Genomic DNA, 17551 nt, shown 5'->3' on the forward strand with positions numbered 1-17551 from the left:
AGCGCCCTAGAGGACGAAAGCATCGGTCCAGAGCTGCCGCGAGTGCCCCGTCAGCGCCTCCATCAGCGCCACCGCCTGGTTGTCGGTCAGCCCGGCCACAAAGTCGATCACCGCGCGCCCGCGGGCCTGCCCGAGCCGGTCCGGCGTCCCCTCCGGCAGCTCGGTCTCGGCCAGCTCGACCAGGTCGCCCAGCCGCCGCGGGATGCGCTCCGCCTCGTCGGGGTCGGTGAGCCAGGACAGCAGCGCCTCCACCAGCGAGGCGAGCAGCCTCGCCTGCCCCCGCTGGTGCAGCGCCAGGTCCGGCCGGGCCAGCACGAACCGGTTCTGCACGAACTTGAGCACCTGCACCTCGTGCCACTGCGCGGTGGCCAGCTGCACGTGCCCCGAGCGCACGGCCGGCTGCTCGACCAGCTCGGCCGACTCGACCAGCCGCCGCGTCCAGGTCGCCGAGAACGCCGCCACCTGCGCCTCCGCCTCCAGCGACCCGTCGAACGGCCGGGCCAGCAGCCCGTCGACCAGCTCGGCCCGCACCAGCTCGACGGCGGCCGCGAACGCCTCGTCGTCGGCCATCCACCCGTCCTTGCGGTGCAGCTGGCGGCGCAGCGACTCGATCGCGCCGCCGGCCCGGTCCAGGTCGGTGGCCGGCCCCCAGCGCTGCCACGACATCAACTCCGTCGCGACCGCGCCCTGCTGGAGCACGCCGACCCGGTGCACATCCTCAAGATCATGGATGGCGTACGCGATGTCGTCCGCCGTGTCCATCACCGAGGCCTCGACCGTCTGCTGCCACGCCGCGACCCGCCCCGCGAACGGTTCCCGGGCGGCGAGCATGTCGTCGACCTCGGTCAGGTACGCGCCGAACTTGGCCGAGCCGCCGTCCGGGTCGTCCGGCGGCGCCGCGGCCCCCCGCGGCGGCGGCTCCATGAACCGCGCGTCGCCGTGCCGGGTCCACGGGTATTTCAGGATCGCCGCCCGCACCGCGTTGGTCAGGTTGAGCCCGATCGTCGCCTGCCCCCGGATCTCCGTGCTGGTCACTATCCGGTACGACTGCGCGTTCCCCTCGAATCCGTCCGGGATCCGCAGCCGCTGCCGGGCCAGCTGGTCGAGCACCCGCTCGCCGAGGTGCCCGAACGGCGGGTGCCCGAGGTCGTGCGCGAGCGACGCCGCCTCGACCACGTCGGGGTCGCAGCCGCCCAGTTTCTCCGACAGATCGGACTTGTCGGCGACGGTCACCCGCTCGGCGATCGCCCGTGCCACCTGCGCGACCTTCAGGCTGTGCGTCATCCGGTTGTGCACGAGGCTTCCGGCCCCGCCCGGGCTGATCACCTGGGTGACGCCCGCCAGCCGCGCGAAGAACGGTGAGCTGACGATCCGGTCCCGGTCGACCCGGAACGGGCTGGAGGCGAGGTCACCCGGTGCGACCAGGCTCTCCCCGAAGAGCCGGCGGGCCCGCGATTCGTCCATGCCCGGCAACGTTACCGACCGCCGCCCGGCGTACGGCCGCTGGATCTGAGGATTGTGATGGGTGTCGATAGTCACCGGGCCGGACGGTGGCATCGTGGTTGCGCGGCTGGCGGATCCCCAGGTCAGTTCGTCAGACTGGGCAGATGGCGAAGCGAGGACGTACCGGAGCGTTGGTGGCGCTGGCCCTGGCAGGGGCGGCGGCGTGGGTGGCCAGGGACATCCCGCGGCAGATGGGCGGGAAGGCCAAGGGCGATCGGCTGGCTCGCGTCCTGGCCTCGCCGCAGTTCGCGGGGGGCAAGTTCCGCAATTCCGTCCCGGCCACCGAGCTGATGCCCTCGTCCATGCCCCGCCTGGCGGTGGCCGCGTTCCGGGACCGGGAGTCCCGGCACCCCCGGCTGCCCATCCCGCTCGTGAGCCCGGACCCCGGGCTGGACGCCGAGGGCCTGCACATCACCTGGTACGGGCACTCCTCGGCGCTCGTCGAGATCGAGGGACGCCGGGTGCTGCTCGACCCGGTCTGGAGCGAGCGCTGCTCGCCCAGTCGCCTCTCCGGGCCGAAACGCCTGCACGAGCCGCCGGTCGCCCTGCGCGACCTGCCGCCGCTCGACGCCGTGCTGATCTCCCACGACCACTACGACCACCTCGACATGGAGACCATCCAAAACCTCGTGGACCTGCAGGCCGCGCCGTTCCTGGTGCCGCTCGGCGTCGGGGCTCATCTCGAGCGGTGGGGCGTTCCGGCCACCCGCATCATCGAGCTCGACTGGAACGAGCAGGCCAAGGTCGCCGGCCTGGAGTTCATCGCCACCGCCGCCCGGCATTTCTCCGGGCGCGGCTTCACCCGGGACGAGACGCTCTGGACCAGCTGGGTCATCAACGGGCCGTCGCGGCGGGTCTTCTACTCGGGCGACACCGGCTACTTCCCGGGCTTCGCCGAGGTCGGCGAGAAGCACGGGCCGTTCGACGTCACCCTGATCCAGATCGGCGCGTACGGCGATGCCTGGCCCGACATCCACATGATCCCGGAGGACGGCGTCGCCACCCACCAGGATGTCCGCGGCGGTCTGATGATCCCGGTGCACTGGGCCACGTTCAACCTGGCCCTGCACGAGTGGCCCGAGCCCGCTAACCGCGCCTGGGCCGAGGCCAAGGCCCGCGACGTCCGCCTGGCTATACCTCGGCCTGGCGAGCGGGTTGACGTCGACAATCCGCCGGCGGTGGATGGCTGGTGGCAGGCGATCGCCTGAGCTCGAGGCCGTCGTCACCGGTGTCGAAACCATTGTCGGTACTGGTGTCGAAGGCGACCAGGTAGGGCGGGCGGTTCTGGGTGGCGGCATAGATCCGCCCGATGTACTCGCCGAGCAGGCCCAGGCAGATCAGCTGGATGCCGCCGAGCAGCAGCACGGCGATGTACAGCGACGTCCAGCCCGGGACCGTGCCGCCCGCCGCCCAGGCCGCGAAACCGCCCACGATCAGCGCCAGGCACACCAGGAAGCTGATCATGCCGAGCCAGGTGGCGATGCGCAGCGGGGCCGCCGAGAAGCCGGTGATGGAGTCCAGCGTCAGCCGGATCATCTTGCCGAGCGGGTACTTCGTCTCGCCGGCCGCTCTCGGCGCGCGGGTGTACGGCACCTCCGCCGCGGCGAACCCGAGCGACGGCACCACCAGGCGGTACACGGGACGCTGCTCGGGCAGGTCGTTGAGCACGTCCACCACGGCCCGGCTCATCAGCCGGAAGTCGCCGGCCTGGTCGCCCACCCAGGGCCCGGCCAGACGGCGCATCAGGCGGTAGTAGAGCGACGCCGTGCCGCGCTTGAAGACCGAATCAGAGCGACGATCCGCCCGTACGCCGTAAACGACGTCGACGCCCCGCGAACGGGCCGCGGCCAGCATCTCGGCGATGACCGACGGCGGATCCTGCAGGTCGGCGTCGATGCTGACCACCCAGTCGCCGGACGCCGCGTGCAACCCGGCCGAGAGAGCCGCCTGGTGGCCCACGTTCCGCCGCAGCGAGAGGACCCGCAGGTTGGGCCAGTCGGCGCGAAGCTGCAACAGGCGGGCCACCGTGGCATCGCGGCTGCCGTCGTCCACGGCGATCACCTCGTACGGCTCGCCGAGCCCGTCGAGGACCGGGCGCAGCCGGGCCGCGAACTGGTCCAGGACGGCTCGCTCGTCGTACATCGGCGCGACCACCGAGATTGTCAGTCGCGACATCGCACCTCCCACGGGATCAGGCGCGCGTCAGCTCCTCGGTTACGTATCGTAGGCCGTTGGGAGCGTTCTGCCAGCCGGTCGTGATCGTGACCACCCACTCGGTGCCCAGCGCCGGGGCGCGCGTATCCCCCGCCACGTCCAGATCTATACGGGTACGGAGGATATGGTCGGCTTTCGGGAGAAACAGGGCGTAAATCGCCTCTCCGCCGATCACCCAGACGTCCTCCGCGGAGTCGACCTCGTCGATCGAGTGCACGACGGCCGCCCCCGGCGCGGCGTAGGAAGCGTCGCGGGTGAGCACCACGTTCCGCCGGCCGGGAAGCGGGCGCCGGGGCAGCGACTCCCACGTGGCGCGGCCCATGACGATGGTGGCGCCCATCGTGCGCTCCTTGAACATGGCCTGTTCGCCGGGGAGCCGCCACGGGATGGTGCCGGCCGACCCGATCACACGGTCGCGGGCCTCGGCCCAGATCATGTGTACGGTCACACCGCCACCGGCGCCTTCAGGGCCGGGTGGTGCTGGTAGTTCACCAGCGTGAAGTCGTCGTACTTGTAGTCGAAGAGCGACGGCGCCTTCGCGATCTCGAGCGTCGGGAACTCGAACGGCGTGCGCCTCAGCTGCTCGGTGACCTGCTCGACATGGTTGTTGTAGATGTGGCAGTCGCCGCCGACCCAGATGAAGTCACCGAGGCCCAGGCCGACCTGCTGCGCCACCAACTGGGTCAGCAGCGCGTAACTGGCGATGTTGAACGGCACGCCGAGGAACAGGTCGGCGCTGCGCTGGTAGAGCTGGCAGGACAGCTTCCCGTCGGCCACGTAGAACTGGAACAGCGCGTGGCACGGCGCGAGCGCCATCTCGGGCAGGTCGGACACGTTCCAGGCCGAAACGATCATCCGGCGGGAGTCGGGGTTCTGCCGGAGCGTCTCGAGAACGCCGGTGATCTGGTCGGCATGGCTGCCGTCGGGCATCGGCCACGAGCGCCACTGCACGCCGTAGACCGGGCCGAGCTCGCCGGAATCGTCGGCCCATTCGTCCCAGATGGTGACGCCCTGGTCGCGCAGCCAGCCCACGTTGCTGTCGCCCCGCAGGAACCACAGGAGCTCCACGGCGATCGACTTGAAGTGCGTCCGCTTCGTGGTGATCAGCGGGAAGCCCTGGGACAGGTCGTACCGCAGGCGCTCGCCGAACAGGCTCACCGTGCCGGTGCCGGTGCGGTCGGACTTCGGGGTTCCGGTCTCCAGGACCCGGCGCAGCAGGTCCTCGTACTGGGTGTCGACAGCCATGCCAGCAAAACTAGCGCCTCCGCCGGCGTCACCCCGGTGGCAGGAGGGTGACGACGACGGAGTGTCTCAGCCGGCCCACGCCTCCGACATCTGCTGATTGGGCTGCGCGCCGGCCTGCGCCGACGCGGCGGCCGCGAACCCGAGCTCGGCGCCGATCTGCTGCCACCGCTCGTAGAGCACCTGGTCGACCAGAATGTTCCGGATGTCCTGATGCGCCGCGCGCAGCTCATCCAGCGCGGCCTCGTACCGCGCGACGCGCTTGTGCAGGTCCGAGGTCTCGTACATGGTGGTCATGCCGCCATGATTAACCAGAGATGAGGAAATTTCCGGCTTTCGGCTACAAACGGAGTTCGCTGCCGTGCGGGCCGACCGCGTCCGCGAACTCGTCGTCGAGCCACACGCCGTCGCTGGCCAGATAGCGGAACGAGTAGTGGCCCGGGGACAGCGGCACGCTGACCGTACGCGTCCCGTCGCGGCGCGGCTTGAGTTCGTGCGCGCCCGGCTCCCACCCGTTGAACGTGCCGACGACACTGACCGGTCCGGAGGGGGCGTCCGCCGGGAGGCAGAAGGTAACCCGGGTCTTGTTGCCGAACAGCCTGCTCTTCTTGATCATGAAGACCTCCACGCAAAGCCGAATACGCACAGCTCGGGCTTCTATCCCTACAACGGGCGGCCACGATACGGGTGACGGCGCGCCGCAATACGATCGGCCAATGCGACCGGCACCCGCGGGCGACCTGCGCTCGGCATCCTTCGACGAGCTCGCCACGACCACGCTCTACGCGATCCTGAAGCTGCGGAGCGAGGTTTTCGTGGTCGAGCAGGACTGCGTCTACCTCGACATCGACGGGCTCGACCCCGCGCCGGACACCCGGCATTTGTGGATCGAACGGGCGGGCGAGGTCGCGGCGTACGTGCGAATCTTGGACATAAACGGCACGCCGCGGATCGGCCGCGTGGTGACCGCGGCGGCCGCCCGCGGCACTGGGCTGGCCGGCCGCCTGATCGCCGAGGCATTGAACGTCATCGGTGATCGCCCGAGCGTGCTGAATGCCCAGGCGCACCTCGGGGATTATTACGCCAAATTCGGATACGAACAGAACGGTCCGGAATTTGACGAAGACGGCATTCCGCACATACCCATGGTCAGGGCAGCGCCGCAACCAGCTCGCTGACCGACCGGCGGCGGCCCGTGTAGAACGGGACCTCCTCGCGCACGTGCCGCCGCGCCGTCGACGCCCGCAGGTCACGCATCAGGTCGACGATCCGGTGCAGCTCGTCGGCCTCGAACGCGAGCATCCACTCGTAGTCGCCGAGCGCGAACGACGCCACCGTGTTCGCCCGGACGTCGGGGTACCCGCGCGCCATCTTCCCGTGCTCGGCCAGCATGAACCGCCGGTCCTCGTCGGGCAGCAGGTACCACTCGTAGGAGCGGACGAACGGGTACACGCAGATGTACGAGCGCGCTTCCTCGCCGGCCAGGAACGCCGGCAGGTGGCTCTTGTTGAACTCGGCCGGCCGGTGCAGCGCCATCTGCGACCAGACGGGCGCCAGGTGCCGGCCCAGGGCGGTCCGGCGGAACAGCCCGTACGCCTCCTGCAGCGCGTCCGGCGAGCCGGAGTGCCACCAGATCATCAGGTCGGCGTCGGCGCGCAGGCCGGACACGTCGTAGGTGCCGCGGATCGTGACGTCCTTGCCCGTCAGCTGGTCGAAGAGGCCGTCGACCTCGCCGGCCAGCTCGTCGCGCAGCGGCGGCAGCGGCGTCGCGGCCCGGAACACCGACCACATCGTGTACCGGATGGTCGCGTTCAGCTCGTTGATCCTGGCCGCGTTCGTCTGCTCGCTCATCAACTCACCCTTCCATCGCCTTGCTCACGTCTTCGGCCGCGCGCTCGCCACTGGCGATGCAGGCCGGGATGCCCACGCCGTCGAAGGCCGCGCCGGCCAGCGCCAGACCCGGCGGCAGCGCGGCCCGCGCGAACGCCACCCGCTCCCGGTGTCCCGGCGCGTACTGCGGGAGGCCACCGCCCCACCGCTGGATCCACGACGCGGCCGGCGGCGGCAACTCGTCGCCGATCAGCTCGCCCAGCTCGCGCAGCGCCCGCTCGAGCAGCACCTCGTCGTCGAACTGCAGCCGTTCCTGCTCCCCCGCGCGACCCAGCGAGGCGCGCACGATCACCGGGCCCGCCGAGTCGGCGAGGTGCGGCCATTTGCGGGTGAAGAACGTCGCCGCCTTGACCAGCGTGCCCTCGCTCGGCGGCACCAGGAACCCGGACAGTTCCGGCAGCGGCGTCCCCGGCGGCAGCGCCATCCCGACCAGGGCCACGCTCGCGTAGTCGAGCACGCCCACCGCCTCGGCCGCCTCGGCCGAGAGGCCCGCGAGCAGCCGGGACGCCGGTCGAGCGGGCACCGCGAGCACCACCGCGTCCACATCGTCGGTCTGCGGGAAGGGCGCCGGGCCCAGCAGCAGCCGCCAGCCGTGCGCGGTGCGGGAGATGTCGCGGACCGGGAGACCCAGGCTGATGCGGGCGCCACTCGCCGCGGCCGCCGCCGCCACAAGCCGGGTCATGCCGCCGTCGACCGCCGTGAAGACCGGCCCGGGGGCGCGGTTGCGCTTCGCCTGCGCGGCTCGCACTGCGGCCCGCAGGGTGTGCTCGACCCGGGCGGTCTCGGCCAGCTGCGGGATGGTGACCTCGAGCGACAGGCGGTCGGCGCGGCCCGCGTACACCCCGCCGAGCAGCGGGTCGACGAGCCGGTCCACCACCTGGTCGCCGTACCGCTCGCGCACCAGCGCGCCGACGGCCACATCTTCGCCTGCGGCGAGCAACGGGCGGCCCTCGTCGTGGTCACGGCCGGCGTCCGGGTGCGCCACGCCGCCGAGATTGCTCACATCGGCCGGTACGCCCACCAGCGTGCCGCCCGGGATCGGCGTGAGGTGGCCCCCGATCGAGAGCGCGGCCGGCACGGTCGCCGGGTGCACGAGGGACGGACCGAGGTCGAGCCGTTTCGCGAGGGCGACGGCCGCGGACTCGCCGCCCTCGGGGCCGGAGGTCAGGAACGACTCGGCGCCGCGCTCGACCCGCAGACCGCCCAGCTCGCCGGTGCGCAGCTTGCCGCCGAGGACGCCGCTCTGCTCGTACACGATGAGGTCGGCGCCGGCCGGCAGGAGGTCCCGCAGGCGCAGCGCGGCGGCCAGGCCGGCGATACCGCCGCCGATGACCGCAACCCGCTTCCGCACGTCATCCACCATCCCAGGCCACCGACCCCGGTGGCCACCGGGGTCGGTGAGTGTGAGCCCTTACCGGGCGGAGACCTTGTGTACCAGCTCCACCAGGCGGGTGAGCATGGCCGGGTCGGTGTCGGGGAGCACGCCGTGGCCCAGGTTGAAGATGTGGCCGGGGGCGGCGCGGCCCTGGTCGAGCACCCGCCGGGCCTCCCGCTCGACGACGTCCCACGAGGCGAACAGCACCGCGGGGTCGAGGTTGCCCTGGACCGCGCGACGCGGTCCGATCAGCTGGGTGGCCTGGTCGAGCGGGGTACGCCAGTCGACGCCGACCACATCGGCGCCGGCCTCGCCCATCGCCTTCAGCAGCACCGCCGTGCCCACGCCGAAGTGGATCCGCGGCACGCCGGTGGCGGACAGGCCGGCCAGCACCTCGCGCGAGTGCGGCAGCACGTACTCGCGATAGTCGGCCTCGGACAGCGCGCCGGCCCACGAGTCGAAGAGCTGGACCGTGCTGACCCCGGCCTCGATCTGGGTACGCAGGAACGCGAGCGTGATCCCGGAGAGCCGGGTGAGCAGGGCGTGCCAGAGACCCGGCTCGCCGTACATCATCGCCTTGGTCTTGGTGTAGGTCCGCGAGGGACCGCCCTCGATGAGGTAGCTGGCCAGCGTGAACGGCGCGCCGGCGAACCCGATGAGCGGCGTCGCGCCCAGCTCGCCGACCAGCAGCCGCACCGACTCGGCCACGAACGAGACGTCGTCGGCGGTGATCGGCCGCAGCCGGTCGAGGTCCTTCTCGGTGCGGATCGGGTCGGCGACCACCGGCCCGGTGCCGGGCACGATGTCGAGATCGACGCCGGCCGCCGCGATCGGCACCACGATGTCGCTGTACAGGACCGCGGCGTCCACACCGTGCCGGCGCACCGGCTGCAGGGTGATCTCGGTGACCAGTTCCGGTCGCCGGCAGGACTCCAGCATCCCGATGCCCTCGCGGATCTTCCGGTACTCGGGCAGCGAGCGACCGGCCTGCCGCATGAACCAGACCGGGGTGTGCGGCACATCCTGGCCGCGGCACGCTCGGACGAAGGGCGAATCGTTCAACACTGACGTCACCGCGCCATCCTGCCACGGCGGCTGACCCGTTCCGGGGCGGCGGGATTGGGCAGGAGCGTCGGCGCGGCGATCGACGACGGACACCGCTGGGCGGCATAGGCTTCCCCGCATGGCGACCCCCTCCGCTGCCCCCGAGGCGTTCGCCCGCGCCGTCGCCGGGTTGCGGGCGGCCGCGCCACGACCCGAGATCCTGCTCGAGGAGATCCCGGCGCCGCAGCGGCTGGCGCCGCACTCGTTCGCGCTGAGCGCCACCGTGCTGCGCGCCGGCGACGAGGTGGCCAGCGGCCGGCTGATCCTGCTGCACGACCCGGCCGGGCACGAGGCCTGGCGCGGCGACCTGCGGCTGGTCACGCTGGTCACGGCGGAGCTCGAGCCGGACATGGCCGGCGACCCGCTGCTGCCGGCGGTCGCGTGGACCTGGCTGACCGACGCGCTCGAGCAGCACGCGGCGGCCTACACGGCGATCGGCGGCACGATCACGCAGACGGCGTCGACCCGCTTCGGCGAGCTGGCCGGGCCGGCGCCCACGGCCGACCTCGAGGTGCGCGCCTCCTGGACGCCGACCTCCACCGACACGGCCGCCCACCTGCTCGGCTGGTGCGCGATGCTGGCCTCGACGGCCGGCCTGCCGCCGCCCGGGGTGACGGCCCTCAACGACCGCCACCGCGTCGGCTAGCGCCTTTTCAACACACAGAGAACGTCGAGCAGGCGGTCTTCACCGGGATCGCCAGGCCGATGCCCTCGGCGTCCTTCGCCTTGGCCGTGGCCAGGCCGACCACCTGGTTGTTCGCGTTGACGACCGGGCCGCCAGAGTTGCCCGGGTTGATCGGCGCGTCGAACTGGATCGTCGGTCCGTCCGGGTCGTTCGGCCGGTAGGCGCTGATCACGCCGGTGGTGACCGTGTCGTCCAGGCCGAGCGGCGCGCCCACCACGACCACCTGCTGACCGGGCTTGACCTGGGCGGTCGAGGCCGCGAGCGGCGCGATCTCCTGGTTGGCCCGCAGCAGCGCGAGGTCCTTCGCCTTGCTGACCTTGACGATCGTCGCGTTGATCTTCGTGGCGCCGCGCTCCAGCGTCACCGCCTTGCCGCCGCCGGTCCACACCTCGGCGACGACGTGGTAGTTCGTGAGCAGGTTGGCCTGCCCGTTCGCCGCCTTCGTGCCGACCGAGAACGCGGTGCCGGTGAACTCCCCGGCCCGCACCCGGAACACGCTCGGCAGCACCTTCGACGACACGGCCTCGGGGTCGAAGACGCCCGCCAGCTCCTTCTCGAGCCGGTCGGTCCGGGTCCGCTCCGCGGCCAGCACCGACTGCATCGAGGCGTTCGAGCTGCTCATGCTCTCGATCCGGTACGCCTGCCAGCCCGCCACCACGGCCAGGACCGCGACCAGGCCGGCCAGCAGCGGCTTCACCTTGCCCCGCGCCGCGCCCAGGGGAGCCACACCCCTGGAACGGGTGCGCTCCGGCTCGGGCTCGACCGCCACCGGGAACGTGCCGGTCTGCCACGCCCTCGGGTGCGGTGTCGGTTCCGGCTCCCAGCGCTGCTGCTGCGGCGGCTCGAGTTCCCAGCGTTCGCGCGGCGGTTCGGAGTCCCAGCGCTGCTCGGCCGGCCGGTGCGGCTCGGCGTACTCCTGGAACTGGGGTTGCTGGGGTTGCTGGTATTGCGGCTCCCAGCGCGGCTCGGCGCCCCACGCGGGCCCGGTCTCCCGCTCCTGCGCGCGCCTCCGCCCGTCGTATCGGTGCTGGTCGGTGCCGTCGGCAGGGATGAACGGGTCGTACGTGGTGGTCATCCGGCACGGCCTCCCGGGTCTCGGCGCTGCGAGAGGTAGTACGGAAAGAACGGCTCAGCGGATGAGTCGGCTTTAGATCGAGAACCGACGCGCCGGGACCCGGCTGCACATCGGTGGGGTGGTGCACCCGTACGGTTACGGAGTGACCGACGAAGCACCCCTGCGCCGTCGGGACGAGCCAGAACCGGCAGGGGACGGACGACCGCTCCCCGAGCCGCCCGACCCGACGTCTGGCGGTCCCGACCCCCTGCCCGCCGCCGTCCCGCTGACCGCCCCCCGCGAGGGCACCCCCCGCCCGGTCGAGTCCGAGACCGAGCTGGCCGACGTCGTGGCCCGCATGGCCGCCGGCGCCGGCCCGGTCGCCGTGGACGCCGAGCGCGCCTCCGGCTACCGCTACACCCAGCGCGCCTACCTGGTACAGCTGCGCCGGGCCGGCGCCGGCACGGTGCTGATCGACCCGCTGCCGCTGGATGATCTGCGCACGCTCGACGCCGCGCTGGCCGAGAGCGAGTGGGTGCTGCACGCGGCCAGCCAGGACCTGGCCTGCCTGGCCGAGCTGGGCATGAAGCCGCGACGGCTGTTCGACACCGAGCTGGCGGCCCGGCTGGCCGGCTTCGACCGGGTGGGCCTGGCCGCGCTGACCGAGCAACTGCTGGGGTTCTCGCTGGAGAAGCACCACTCGGCCGCGGACTGGTCGACCCGGCCGCTTCCCGAGTCGTGGCTGACCTACGCGGCGCTGGACGTGGAACTGCTCACCGACCTGCGCGACCATCTGGCCGCCGAGCTGGACCGGCAGGGAAAGGCCGCCTGGGCCGCGGAGGAGTTCGCCGCGCTGGTGGCCTCGGCCGACCGTCCGCCCCGGGTCCGGCCCGATCCCTGGCGCCGCACCTCCGGCATTCATCGGGTACGGGGTGCGCGGGCGCAGTCCCGCGTGCGCGCTCTCTGGTACGCCCGCGACGGCGTGGCGGCCCGCCGGGACTCGGCCCCCGGGCGCGTCCTGCCGGATTCGGCGATCGTCGCGGCCGCGGAGTCGGACCCCAAGGACGAGCGGGCGCTCCTGGCCATTCCGGGTTTCGGCGGCCGGTCGGTCCGCCGCCTGGCCCGAGTCTGGCTGGACGCGCTCGACGAGGCCCGCGCGCTGCCCGACGACGCCCTGCCGGTGAACCAGCCGATGGACGGCCCTCCCCCGCCGCACCGATGGGCCGAACGCGACCCGATCGCGGCGGCTCGTCTGGCCCGCTGCCGCGGGGTCGTGGTGTCGACCGCCGAGTCGCACCGCCTGCCGCCCGAAAACCTGATCAGCCCCGACTACGTCCGCCGGCTGGCCTGGTCACCGCCGGACGAGGTCTCGGCGCAGACGGTGTCGGACACGCTGCGCGGCTTCGGCGCCCGAAACTGGCAGATCACGCTGCTCGCGGTCCAGCTCGCCGAGGTGCTCCCCGATCCGCCCCCGGCAGCCTGACGGCCTGACAACGCCGCGCGCGCCGGTTTGGGGGTTTTGCGCAACCGCCCACGCCGGCGAAGCCGCGCCCCCACCGGCGCCGCGGGCCAGGTTGCGGGAGGGCCCGCTCGGGTTTTGCCACTCACGCAGAATGAAGGCCTCGGGCCAGCGAAGCTGGGCCCCAGGCCGGCCTCGGCGGGAGCGACGGTCTGCACCATGCAACCAGGCACGACCTCATGAATTTGATCTTGGTCTTAGCGGGTCTGTGACATTTCCGTGGGGCGGTGGCACGCCTTAGTTACTGACGAGTAGCATTCGCCTATCAAACGTGCCCGCAGGGAGGCTGCTGTGCCCCGTGTAGTACGCGAGGTCGTCTTTGTTGACGGCGTCCGCACACCATTTGGCAAGGCGGGCGGCATGTATGCCGAGACCCGCGCCGATGACCTGGTCATTCGCTGCATCCGGGAGCTGATGCGGCGCAATCCTCAGCTTCCGCCGGAGCGGGTGGACGAGGTCGCGATCGCGGCCACCACCCAGATCGGCGATCAAGGTCTCACCATCGGGCGGACGGCCGCGCTGCTGTCGGGGCTGCCGAAGACCGTGCCCGGCTACGCGATCGACCGGATGTGCGCGGGCGCGATGACGGCGGTGACCAACGTGGCCGGCGGGATCGCGATGGGCGCCTACGACTTCGCGATCGCGGGCGGTGTCGAGCACATGGGCCGGCACCCGATGGGCGAGGGCGTCGACCCCAACCCGCGCATCCTCGCCGAGAAGCTGGTCGACCCGTCCGCGCTGGTGATGGGCTCGACCGCGGAGAACCTGCACGACCGCCTCCCGGAGATCACCAAGGAGCGCGCGGACCGGTTCGGCCTCAATTCCCAGATCAAGACGGCCAAGGCGTACGCGGACGGAAAGCTCCAGCCGGATCTGGTGCCGGTCGCGATCCGGAGCGCGGAAGAGGGCTGGGGGCTGGCGACCGTCGACGAGGCGCCTCGCGAGACGTCGCTCGAGAAGCTGGCCACGCTGAAGACGCCGTTCCGCCCGCACGGCCGGGTGACCGCGGGCAACGCCGCCGGCCTGAACGACGGCGCGACCGCCGCGCTGCTGGCCGACGAGGAATCCGCCCGCGAACTGGGGCTGCCCGTGGCGATGCGGTTGGTCTCCTACGGATTTGTCGGCGTCGAGCCGGAGATCATGGGATACGGGCCGATTCCGTCGACGGAGAAGGCGCGCAAGAAGGCCGGCCTGACGATCGACGACATCGGGCTGTTCGAGCTGAACGAGGCGTTCGCCGTGCAGGTGCTCGCCTTCCTCGACCACTACGGCATCGCCGACGACGACCCGCGGGTCAACCCGTGGGGCGGCGCGATCGCCATCGGTCACCCGCTCGCCTCCTCGGGCGTGCGGCTGATGACCCAGCTGGCCCGGCACTTCGCCGAGCACCCCGAGGTCCGCTACGGCCTCACCGCGATGTGCATCGGCATCGGCATGGGCGGCACCGTGATCTGGGAGAACCCTCAGTGGGAAGGCGCAGCGAAGTGACCATCGAGCACCCGAATGAGTTGGTGACGAAGGCTCTCGTCCGGTTTGTCCGGGTGCCCGGCCTCGCGAAGAAGGCCGCGCTGATCACCTTGGACAACGGGCTCGACTACACCAAGCCCAACAGCTTCGGGCCGGGCGGACTGGCGTCGCTGGATGCGGCGATCACGGCGGCGTCGGCGGAAGACCCGGCCTTCATCGCCTTGACCGGAAAGCCTTACATTTTCTGTGTTGGCGCTGACATTACGGGCATTCCGTTTATTACATCCCGGGGGCAGGCGGTCGAGCTCGGGGAGCTGGGGCACCGCGTCTTCGCCCGGCTGAAGAATTCGACAATTCCGACTTTTGCGTTCATCAACGGCGCGGCGCTCGGCGGCGGCCTCGAGGTGGCGCTGCACTGCCACTACCGCACGGTCTCCGGCGGCGCGGCGGCGCTCGGCCTGCCCGAGGTCGCGATCGGCCTGGTACCGGGCTGGGGCGGCAGCCAGCTGCTGCCCAACCTGATCGGCGCGCCCGGCGCGGCCCAGGTCATGCTGCAGAACCCGCTCACCCAGAAGGTGCTCCGGCCCGCGCAGGCGGCGGAGCTGGGCGTGGCGGACGCGCTGTTCGAGCCGGCCGACTTCCTGGAGCGGTCGCTGGAGTGGGCGGCGGGTGTGATCAACGGTGATGTCACCGTCGAGCGGCCCGAGGTCGACAAGGACATGTGGGACGGGGTGCTGTTCTTCGCCAAGCAGCAGCTCGACGAGAAGCTGCACGGCGCCGTCCCCTCCGCGAACAAGGCGCTCGAGCTGCTCGCCCTGGCCAAGGACGCGTCGTTCGAGGACGGCACCGCGGCCGAGACCCAGGCGCTGGCCGACCTGATCATGGGCGACGAGGCGCGTGCCTCGCTGTACGCGTTCGACCTGGTGCAGCGGCGGGCCAAGCGGCCGGTCGGGGTGCCCGACAAGTCGCTCGCCCGCAAGGTCACCAAGGTCGGCATCGTCGGCGCCGGCCTGATGGCGTCCCAGCTCGCGCTGCTGTTCGCGCGTCGGCTGCAGGTGCCGGTGGTCATGACCGACCTCGACCAGACCCGGGTCGACAAGGGCGTCGGCTACGTGCTGGGCCAGATCGAGAAGACGGTCGCCAAGGGCAGGATGGACGAGGGCACCGCGGCCAAGCTGCGCGGCCTGGTCAGCGGCTCGGTCGACAAGTCCGTGATCGCCGACGCCGACTTCGTGATCGAGGCCGTCTTCGAGAACCTCGACCTCAAGAAGCAGATCTGGGCCGAGCTGGAGAAGATCGTCTCCCCCGAAGCGATCCTCGCCACCAACACGAGCTCGCTGTCGGTGACCGAAATGGCCGCCGACCTCGAGCACCCGTCCCGCGTCGTCGGGTTCCACTTCTTCAACCCGGTCGCTGTTCTGCCGCTGCTCGAGATCATCAAGGGCGAGCGGACCGACGACGCCACGCTGGCCACCGCGTTCGCCGTGGGCCGCGAGCTGAAGAAGTCGTCGGTGCTGGTCAAGGACGCTCCGGCGTTCGTGGTCAACCGGGTGCTGACCCGCTTCACCAGCGAGGTCTTCCAGGCCGTCGACGCCGGCACCCCGCTCGATGTGGTCGACAGCGCGTTCGACCCGCTGGGCCTGCCGATGCGGCCGATCGCGCTGCTGCAGCTGGTCGGGCCGGCGGTCGCGTACCACGTGGGCGAGACGCTGCACCGGGCGTTCCCCTCGCGCTTCGCCGACTCGCCGACCCTCAAGAAGATCGTCGACGCCGGCCTGCCGCTGATGGTCGACGACGAGATCAACCCCGAGGTGGCCAAGCTGGCGGTCGGCGGTTCCGCGCCGTTGTCGGCCGAGGAGGTACGCGAGAAGGCCCTGGCCGCCCTGGCCGAGGAGATCCGGATCATGCTCGACGAGGGCGTGGTCGCCGAGGCGCAGGACATCGACCTGTGCATGGTGCTCGGCGCCGGCTGGCCGTTCCACCTGGGCGGCGTGACGCCGTACCTGGACCGCAGCGGGGTCGCCGAGCGGGTCACCGGCAAGCGGTTCCTGCCGAAAGGTGTGGCGAGTCTCCCCGCCTGACCTACTTCCTTCCGCGAGCAACTTTTGGTCGGATGGACGACGCCCCACGCCCGCCCGGGTGTGGGGCGTTGTCGCACATGCGGTGGGTTTGTCCGGTCGGAGGTGGGCCGGAAGACGGTTCGGGGGACGACCCCGATTGCCGGGGCCCGATAGTCTCGCAGGTGGTGTAGTCGATCGATGGAGCCCTGATGTCGCAGCCGCCGTACTCCGGCCCGCCCTACAACGGTCAGCCTTCCTCCGGCCAGCCCTACCCGGGACAGCCGTATCAGGGCGCGCAGTATCCGGGTCAGCCCAATCCCGACGTACCGGGCTCGGTTCCGCCGCAGCCGGGTTACCCGCCCACCCAGCCGTACCCGGCTCAGCCCTCGTCCGGGCAGCCGCAGTACGGGCAGCCTGAGTACGGGCAGCCTCAATACGGGCAGCCTTCCTCCGGTCAGCCCGACTATGGTCAGCAGCCGCAGTACGGCCAGCCTTCCTCCGGTCAGCCCGACTACGGCCAGCAGCCGCAGTACGGCCAGCCGGAATACGGGCAGCCTCAGTACGGGCAGCCGCAGTACGGCCAGCCCGATTACGCCCAGCAGGGATTCGGGCAGCCCGGTTACCCGCCGCCCACCCCGCCCAAGCCGAAATCGAAGACGCTGCCGATCATCCTGACGGTCATCGGCATCGTTCTGGTCCTGTGCGTCGGCGGCGGCACGGCCGTGGCCCTGATCGCGAACAACAACAAGGACAAGGACAACGCGTCCGACACGTCGACGACGGAGCCGACCACTCCCACGACGACCGCGACCCAGGACACGTCCGACCCGACCCAGCAGGCCCCGGCCACCAAGATCACGATCGCGGCGCCGAAGACGCTGGGCGGCCGCCCCAAGCTCGAGGACGCGCAGTTCGCCGGCATGTCCACCACGCTGAAATCGGCTCTCGGCGAGTACCCGGGCGCGACCAACTCGATCGGCAACCTCTACGGCACGGTCGGCAAGCAGGACATCGTGGTGGTCGCCGCCGCCCAGGCCCCGGTCGACGACCCGGCCAAGACGCTCGACCAGATGTTCTCCAGCTTCGGCATCGGCGGCCTCAAGGTCTCCAGCATCGTCTCCGCGCCGACCGGCTCGCTGGGCGGCGCCGCCAAGTGCGGTGCGGCCGACGCCAGCGGGGCGTCCATGGCGCTGTGCAGCTGGGCCGACGACGGCAGCATCGGCATGCTGATCTGGTACGACAAGACGGTGGCCAAGGCGAAGGCCGAGTTCCCCCGGCTCCGGGCCCAGATCGAGAAGAAGAGCTGAGGCAGTCAAGCCGACACGCCGCGCGACTCGATCACATGATCGCAACGCTCCCGGCACGGACCGGACACGGTTCCGCGCCGGGAGCGTTCGTGTAACCAGCACCGGTCAGGATGGGTCGGTCCTTTCGACTG

General features: G+C 71.4%; 17 protein-coding genes. 7 read left to right on the forward strand and 10 right to left on the reverse strand.

The features are described from left to right. Positions 1-6: 6 nt before the first annotated feature. Positions 7-1464 (reverse strand): deoxyguanosinetriphosphate triphosphohydrolase family protein, encoded by a 1458-nt coding sequence (locus A3CQ_RS0119015; protein WP_020512537.1) that lies wholly within the window; start codon positions 1462-1464, stop codon positions 7-9. Between the two features lie 143 nt (positions 1465-1607). Here A3CQ_RS0119015 and A3CQ_RS0119020 point away from each other — a divergent pair, with 143 nt between their 5' ends. Next, positions 1608-2711 (forward strand): MBL fold metallo-hydrolase, encoded by a 1104-nt coding sequence (locus A3CQ_RS0119020; protein ID WP_026205874.1) that lies wholly within the window; start codon positions 1608-1610, stop codon positions 2709-2711. Here the strand turns inward: A3CQ_RS0119020 and A3CQ_RS0119025 are convergent. The 5 genes from A3CQ_RS0119025 to A3CQ_RS0119045 all read right to left on the reverse strand — a co-directional run bounded on the left by A3CQ_RS0119025 (position 2635) and on the right by A3CQ_RS0119045 (position 5575). After that, positions 2635-3678: a glycosyltransferase family 2 protein gene (locus A3CQ_RS0119025; protein WP_020512539.1), complete on the reverse strand. Its 1044-nt coding sequence runs from the start codon at positions 3676-3678 to the stop codon at positions 2635-2637. The two genes, A3CQ_RS0119020 and A3CQ_RS0119025, sit on opposite strands and share 77 nt — an antisense overlap. A gap of 16 nt (positions 3679-3694) precedes the next feature. Further along, the gene (locus tag A3CQ_RS0119030) at positions 3695-4165 is read right to left on the reverse strand and encodes a dihydrofolate reductase (RefSeq protein ID WP_026205875.1); all 471 of its coding nucleotides are present in this window, start codon (positions 4163-4165) and stop codon (positions 3695-3697) included. Continuing rightward, positions 4162-4962, reverse strand: a complete 801-nt coding sequence (locus A3CQ_RS0119035) for a thymidylate synthase (protein ID WP_020512541.1) — start codon at positions 4960-4962, stop codon at positions 4162-4164. Before A3CQ_RS0119035 ends, A3CQ_RS0119030 begins: the two co-directional genes overlap by 4 nt. Positions 4963-5028: 66 nt before the next feature. Continuing rightward, the gene (locus tag A3CQ_RS0119040; protein WP_020512542.1) at positions 5029-5256 is read right to left on the reverse strand and encodes a hypothetical protein; all 228 of its coding nucleotides are present in this window, start codon (positions 5254-5256) and stop codon (positions 5029-5031) included. Positions 5257-5299: 43 nt separating this feature from the next. After that, positions 5300-5575 (reverse strand): isoamylase early set domain-containing protein, encoded by a 276-nt coding sequence (locus tag A3CQ_RS0119045; RefSeq protein WP_026205876.1) that lies wholly within the window; start codon positions 5573-5575, stop codon positions 5300-5302. Positions 5576-5675: 100 nt separating this feature from the next. On the opposite strand from A3CQ_RS0119045, the gene A3CQ_RS0119050 reads away from it, so the two are divergent. Next, positions 5676-6137 carry a GNAT family N-acetyltransferase gene (locus A3CQ_RS0119050; protein WP_020512544.1) on the forward strand — a complete coding sequence of 154 codons (462 nt, stop codon included), beginning with the start codon at positions 5676-5678 and terminating at the stop codon, positions 6135-6137. On the opposite strand, the gene hemQ is transcribed toward A3CQ_RS0119050, so the two are convergent. From hemQ to hemE, 3 genes are read right to left on the reverse strand one after another with little or no spacing between them, the layout of a single operon-like run. Further along, positions 6109-6810, reverse strand: coding sequence for a hydrogen peroxide-dependent heme synthase (hemQ, locus tag A3CQ_RS0119055; protein WP_020512545.1), 702 nt, complete (start codon positions 6808-6810; stop codon positions 6109-6111). The two genes, A3CQ_RS0119050 and hemQ, sit on opposite strands and share 29 nt — an antisense overlap. A 4-nt stretch (positions 6811-6814) precedes the next feature. Then, a complete protein-coding gene (gene hemG, locus A3CQ_RS0119060; RefSeq protein WP_020512546.1) occupies positions 6815-8212 on the reverse strand; it encodes a protoporphyrinogen oxidase in 1398 nt (465 codons plus the stop codon). A gap of 48 nt (positions 8213-8260) precedes the next feature. Further along, positions 8261-9298, reverse strand: a complete 1038-nt coding sequence (hemE, locus tag A3CQ_RS53390; RefSeq protein ID WP_051115284.1) for a uroporphyrinogen decarboxylase — start codon at positions 9296-9298, stop codon at positions 8261-8263. Positions 9299-9407: 109 nt separating this feature from the next. On the opposite strand from hemE, the gene A3CQ_RS0119070 reads away from it, so the two are divergent. Then, complete coding sequence (locus A3CQ_RS0119070) at positions 9408-9974, forward strand: DUF3000 domain-containing protein (RefSeq protein ID WP_020512548.1); 567 nt, start codon at positions 9408-9410, stop codon at positions 9972-9974. Between the two features lie 7 nt (positions 9975-9981). On the opposite strand, the gene A3CQ_RS0119075 is transcribed toward A3CQ_RS0119070, so the two are convergent. Beyond that, positions 9982-11088: a S1C family serine protease gene (locus A3CQ_RS0119075; RefSeq protein ID WP_026205878.1), complete on the reverse strand. Its 1107-nt coding sequence runs from the start codon at positions 11086-11088 to the stop codon at positions 9982-9984. Between the two features lie 142 nt (positions 11089-11230). On the opposite strand from A3CQ_RS0119075, the gene A3CQ_RS0119080 reads away from it, so the two are divergent. The 4 genes from A3CQ_RS0119080 (at position 11231) to A3CQ_RS63685 (ending at position 17420) form a co-directional block, all read left to right on the forward strand. Beyond that, positions 11231-12550 (forward strand): HRDC domain-containing protein, encoded by a 1320-nt coding sequence (locus A3CQ_RS0119080; protein WP_040432609.1) that lies wholly within the window; start codon positions 11231-11233, stop codon positions 12548-12550. Positions 12551-12877: 327 nt separating this feature from the next. Next, entirely contained in the window at positions 12878-14074 is a 1197-nt protein-coding gene (locus A3CQ_RS0119085; protein WP_026205879.1) for a thiolase family protein, read from the forward strand. Then, complete coding sequence (locus A3CQ_RS0119090; protein WP_020512551.1) at positions 14071-16134, forward strand: 3-hydroxyacyl-CoA dehydrogenase NAD-binding domain-containing protein; 2064 nt, start codon at positions 14071-14073, stop codon at positions 16132-16134. The genes A3CQ_RS0119085 and A3CQ_RS0119090 overlap by 4 nt, the downstream gene beginning before the upstream one ends. A 188-nt stretch (positions 16135-16322) precedes the next feature. Beyond that, entirely contained in the window at positions 16323-17420 is a 1098-nt protein-coding gene (locus A3CQ_RS63685; RefSeq protein ID WP_020512552.1) for a hypothetical protein, read from the forward strand. Positions 17421-17551: the final 131 nt, after the last annotated feature.

The sequence above is a fragment of the Paractinoplanes globisporus DSM 43857 genome (assembly GCF_000379645.1).
GTDB lineage: Bacteria > Actinomycetota > Actinomycetes > Mycobacteriales > Micromonosporaceae > Actinoplanes > Actinoplanes globisporus.

What these genes read in the sequence shown, in the direction of transcription:
- A3CQ_RS0119070 (WP_020512548.1), top strand. Translation starts at nt 9,408, where the DNA reads ATGGCGACCCCCTCCGCTGCCCCCGAGGCGTTCGCCCGCGCCGTCGCC.
- A3CQ_RS0119020 (WP_026205874.1), top strand. Translation starts at nt 1,608, where the DNA reads ATGGCGAAGCGAGGACGTACCGGAGCGTTGGTGGCGCTGGCCCTGGCA.
- A3CQ_RS0119075 (WP_026205878.1), bottom strand. Translation starts at nt 11,088, where the DNA reads ATGACCACCACGTACGACCCGTTCATCCCTGCCGACGGCACCGACCAG.
- A3CQ_RS0119015 (WP_020512537.1), bottom strand. Translation starts at nt 1,464, where the DNA reads ATGGACGAATCGCGGGCCCGCCGGCTCTTCGGGGAGAGCCTGGTCGCA.
- A3CQ_RS0119040 (WP_020512542.1), bottom strand. Translation starts at nt 5,256, where the DNA reads ATGACCACCATGTACGAGACCTCGGACCTGCACAAGCGCGTCGCGCGG.
- hemG (WP_020512546.1), bottom strand. Translation starts at nt 8,212, where the DNA reads ATGGTGGATGACGTGCGGAAGCGGGTTGCGGTCATCGGCGGCGGTATC.
- A3CQ_RS0119035 (WP_020512541.1), bottom strand. Translation starts at nt 4,962, where the DNA reads ATGGCTGTCGACACCCAGTACGAGGACCTGCTGCGCCGGGTCCTGGAG.
- A3CQ_RS63685 (WP_020512552.1), top strand. Translation starts at nt 16,323, where the DNA reads ATGTCGCAGCCGCCGTACTCCGGCCCGCCCTACAACGGTCAGCCTTCC.
- A3CQ_RS0119050 (WP_020512544.1), top strand. Translation starts at nt 5,676, where the DNA reads ATGCGACCGGCACCCGCGGGCGACCTGCGCTCGGCATCCTTCGACGAG.
- hemQ (WP_020512545.1), bottom strand. Translation starts at nt 6,810, where the DNA reads ATGAGCGAGCAGACGAACGCGGCCAGGATCAACGAGCTGAACGCGACC.
- A3CQ_RS0119045 (WP_026205876.1), bottom strand. Translation starts at nt 5,575, where the DNA reads ATGATCAAGAAGAGCAGGCTGTTCGGCAACAAGACCCGGGTTACCTTC.
- A3CQ_RS0119025 (WP_020512539.1), bottom strand. Translation starts at nt 3,678, where the DNA reads ATGTCGCGACTGACAATCTCGGTGGTCGCGCCGATGTACGACGAGCGA.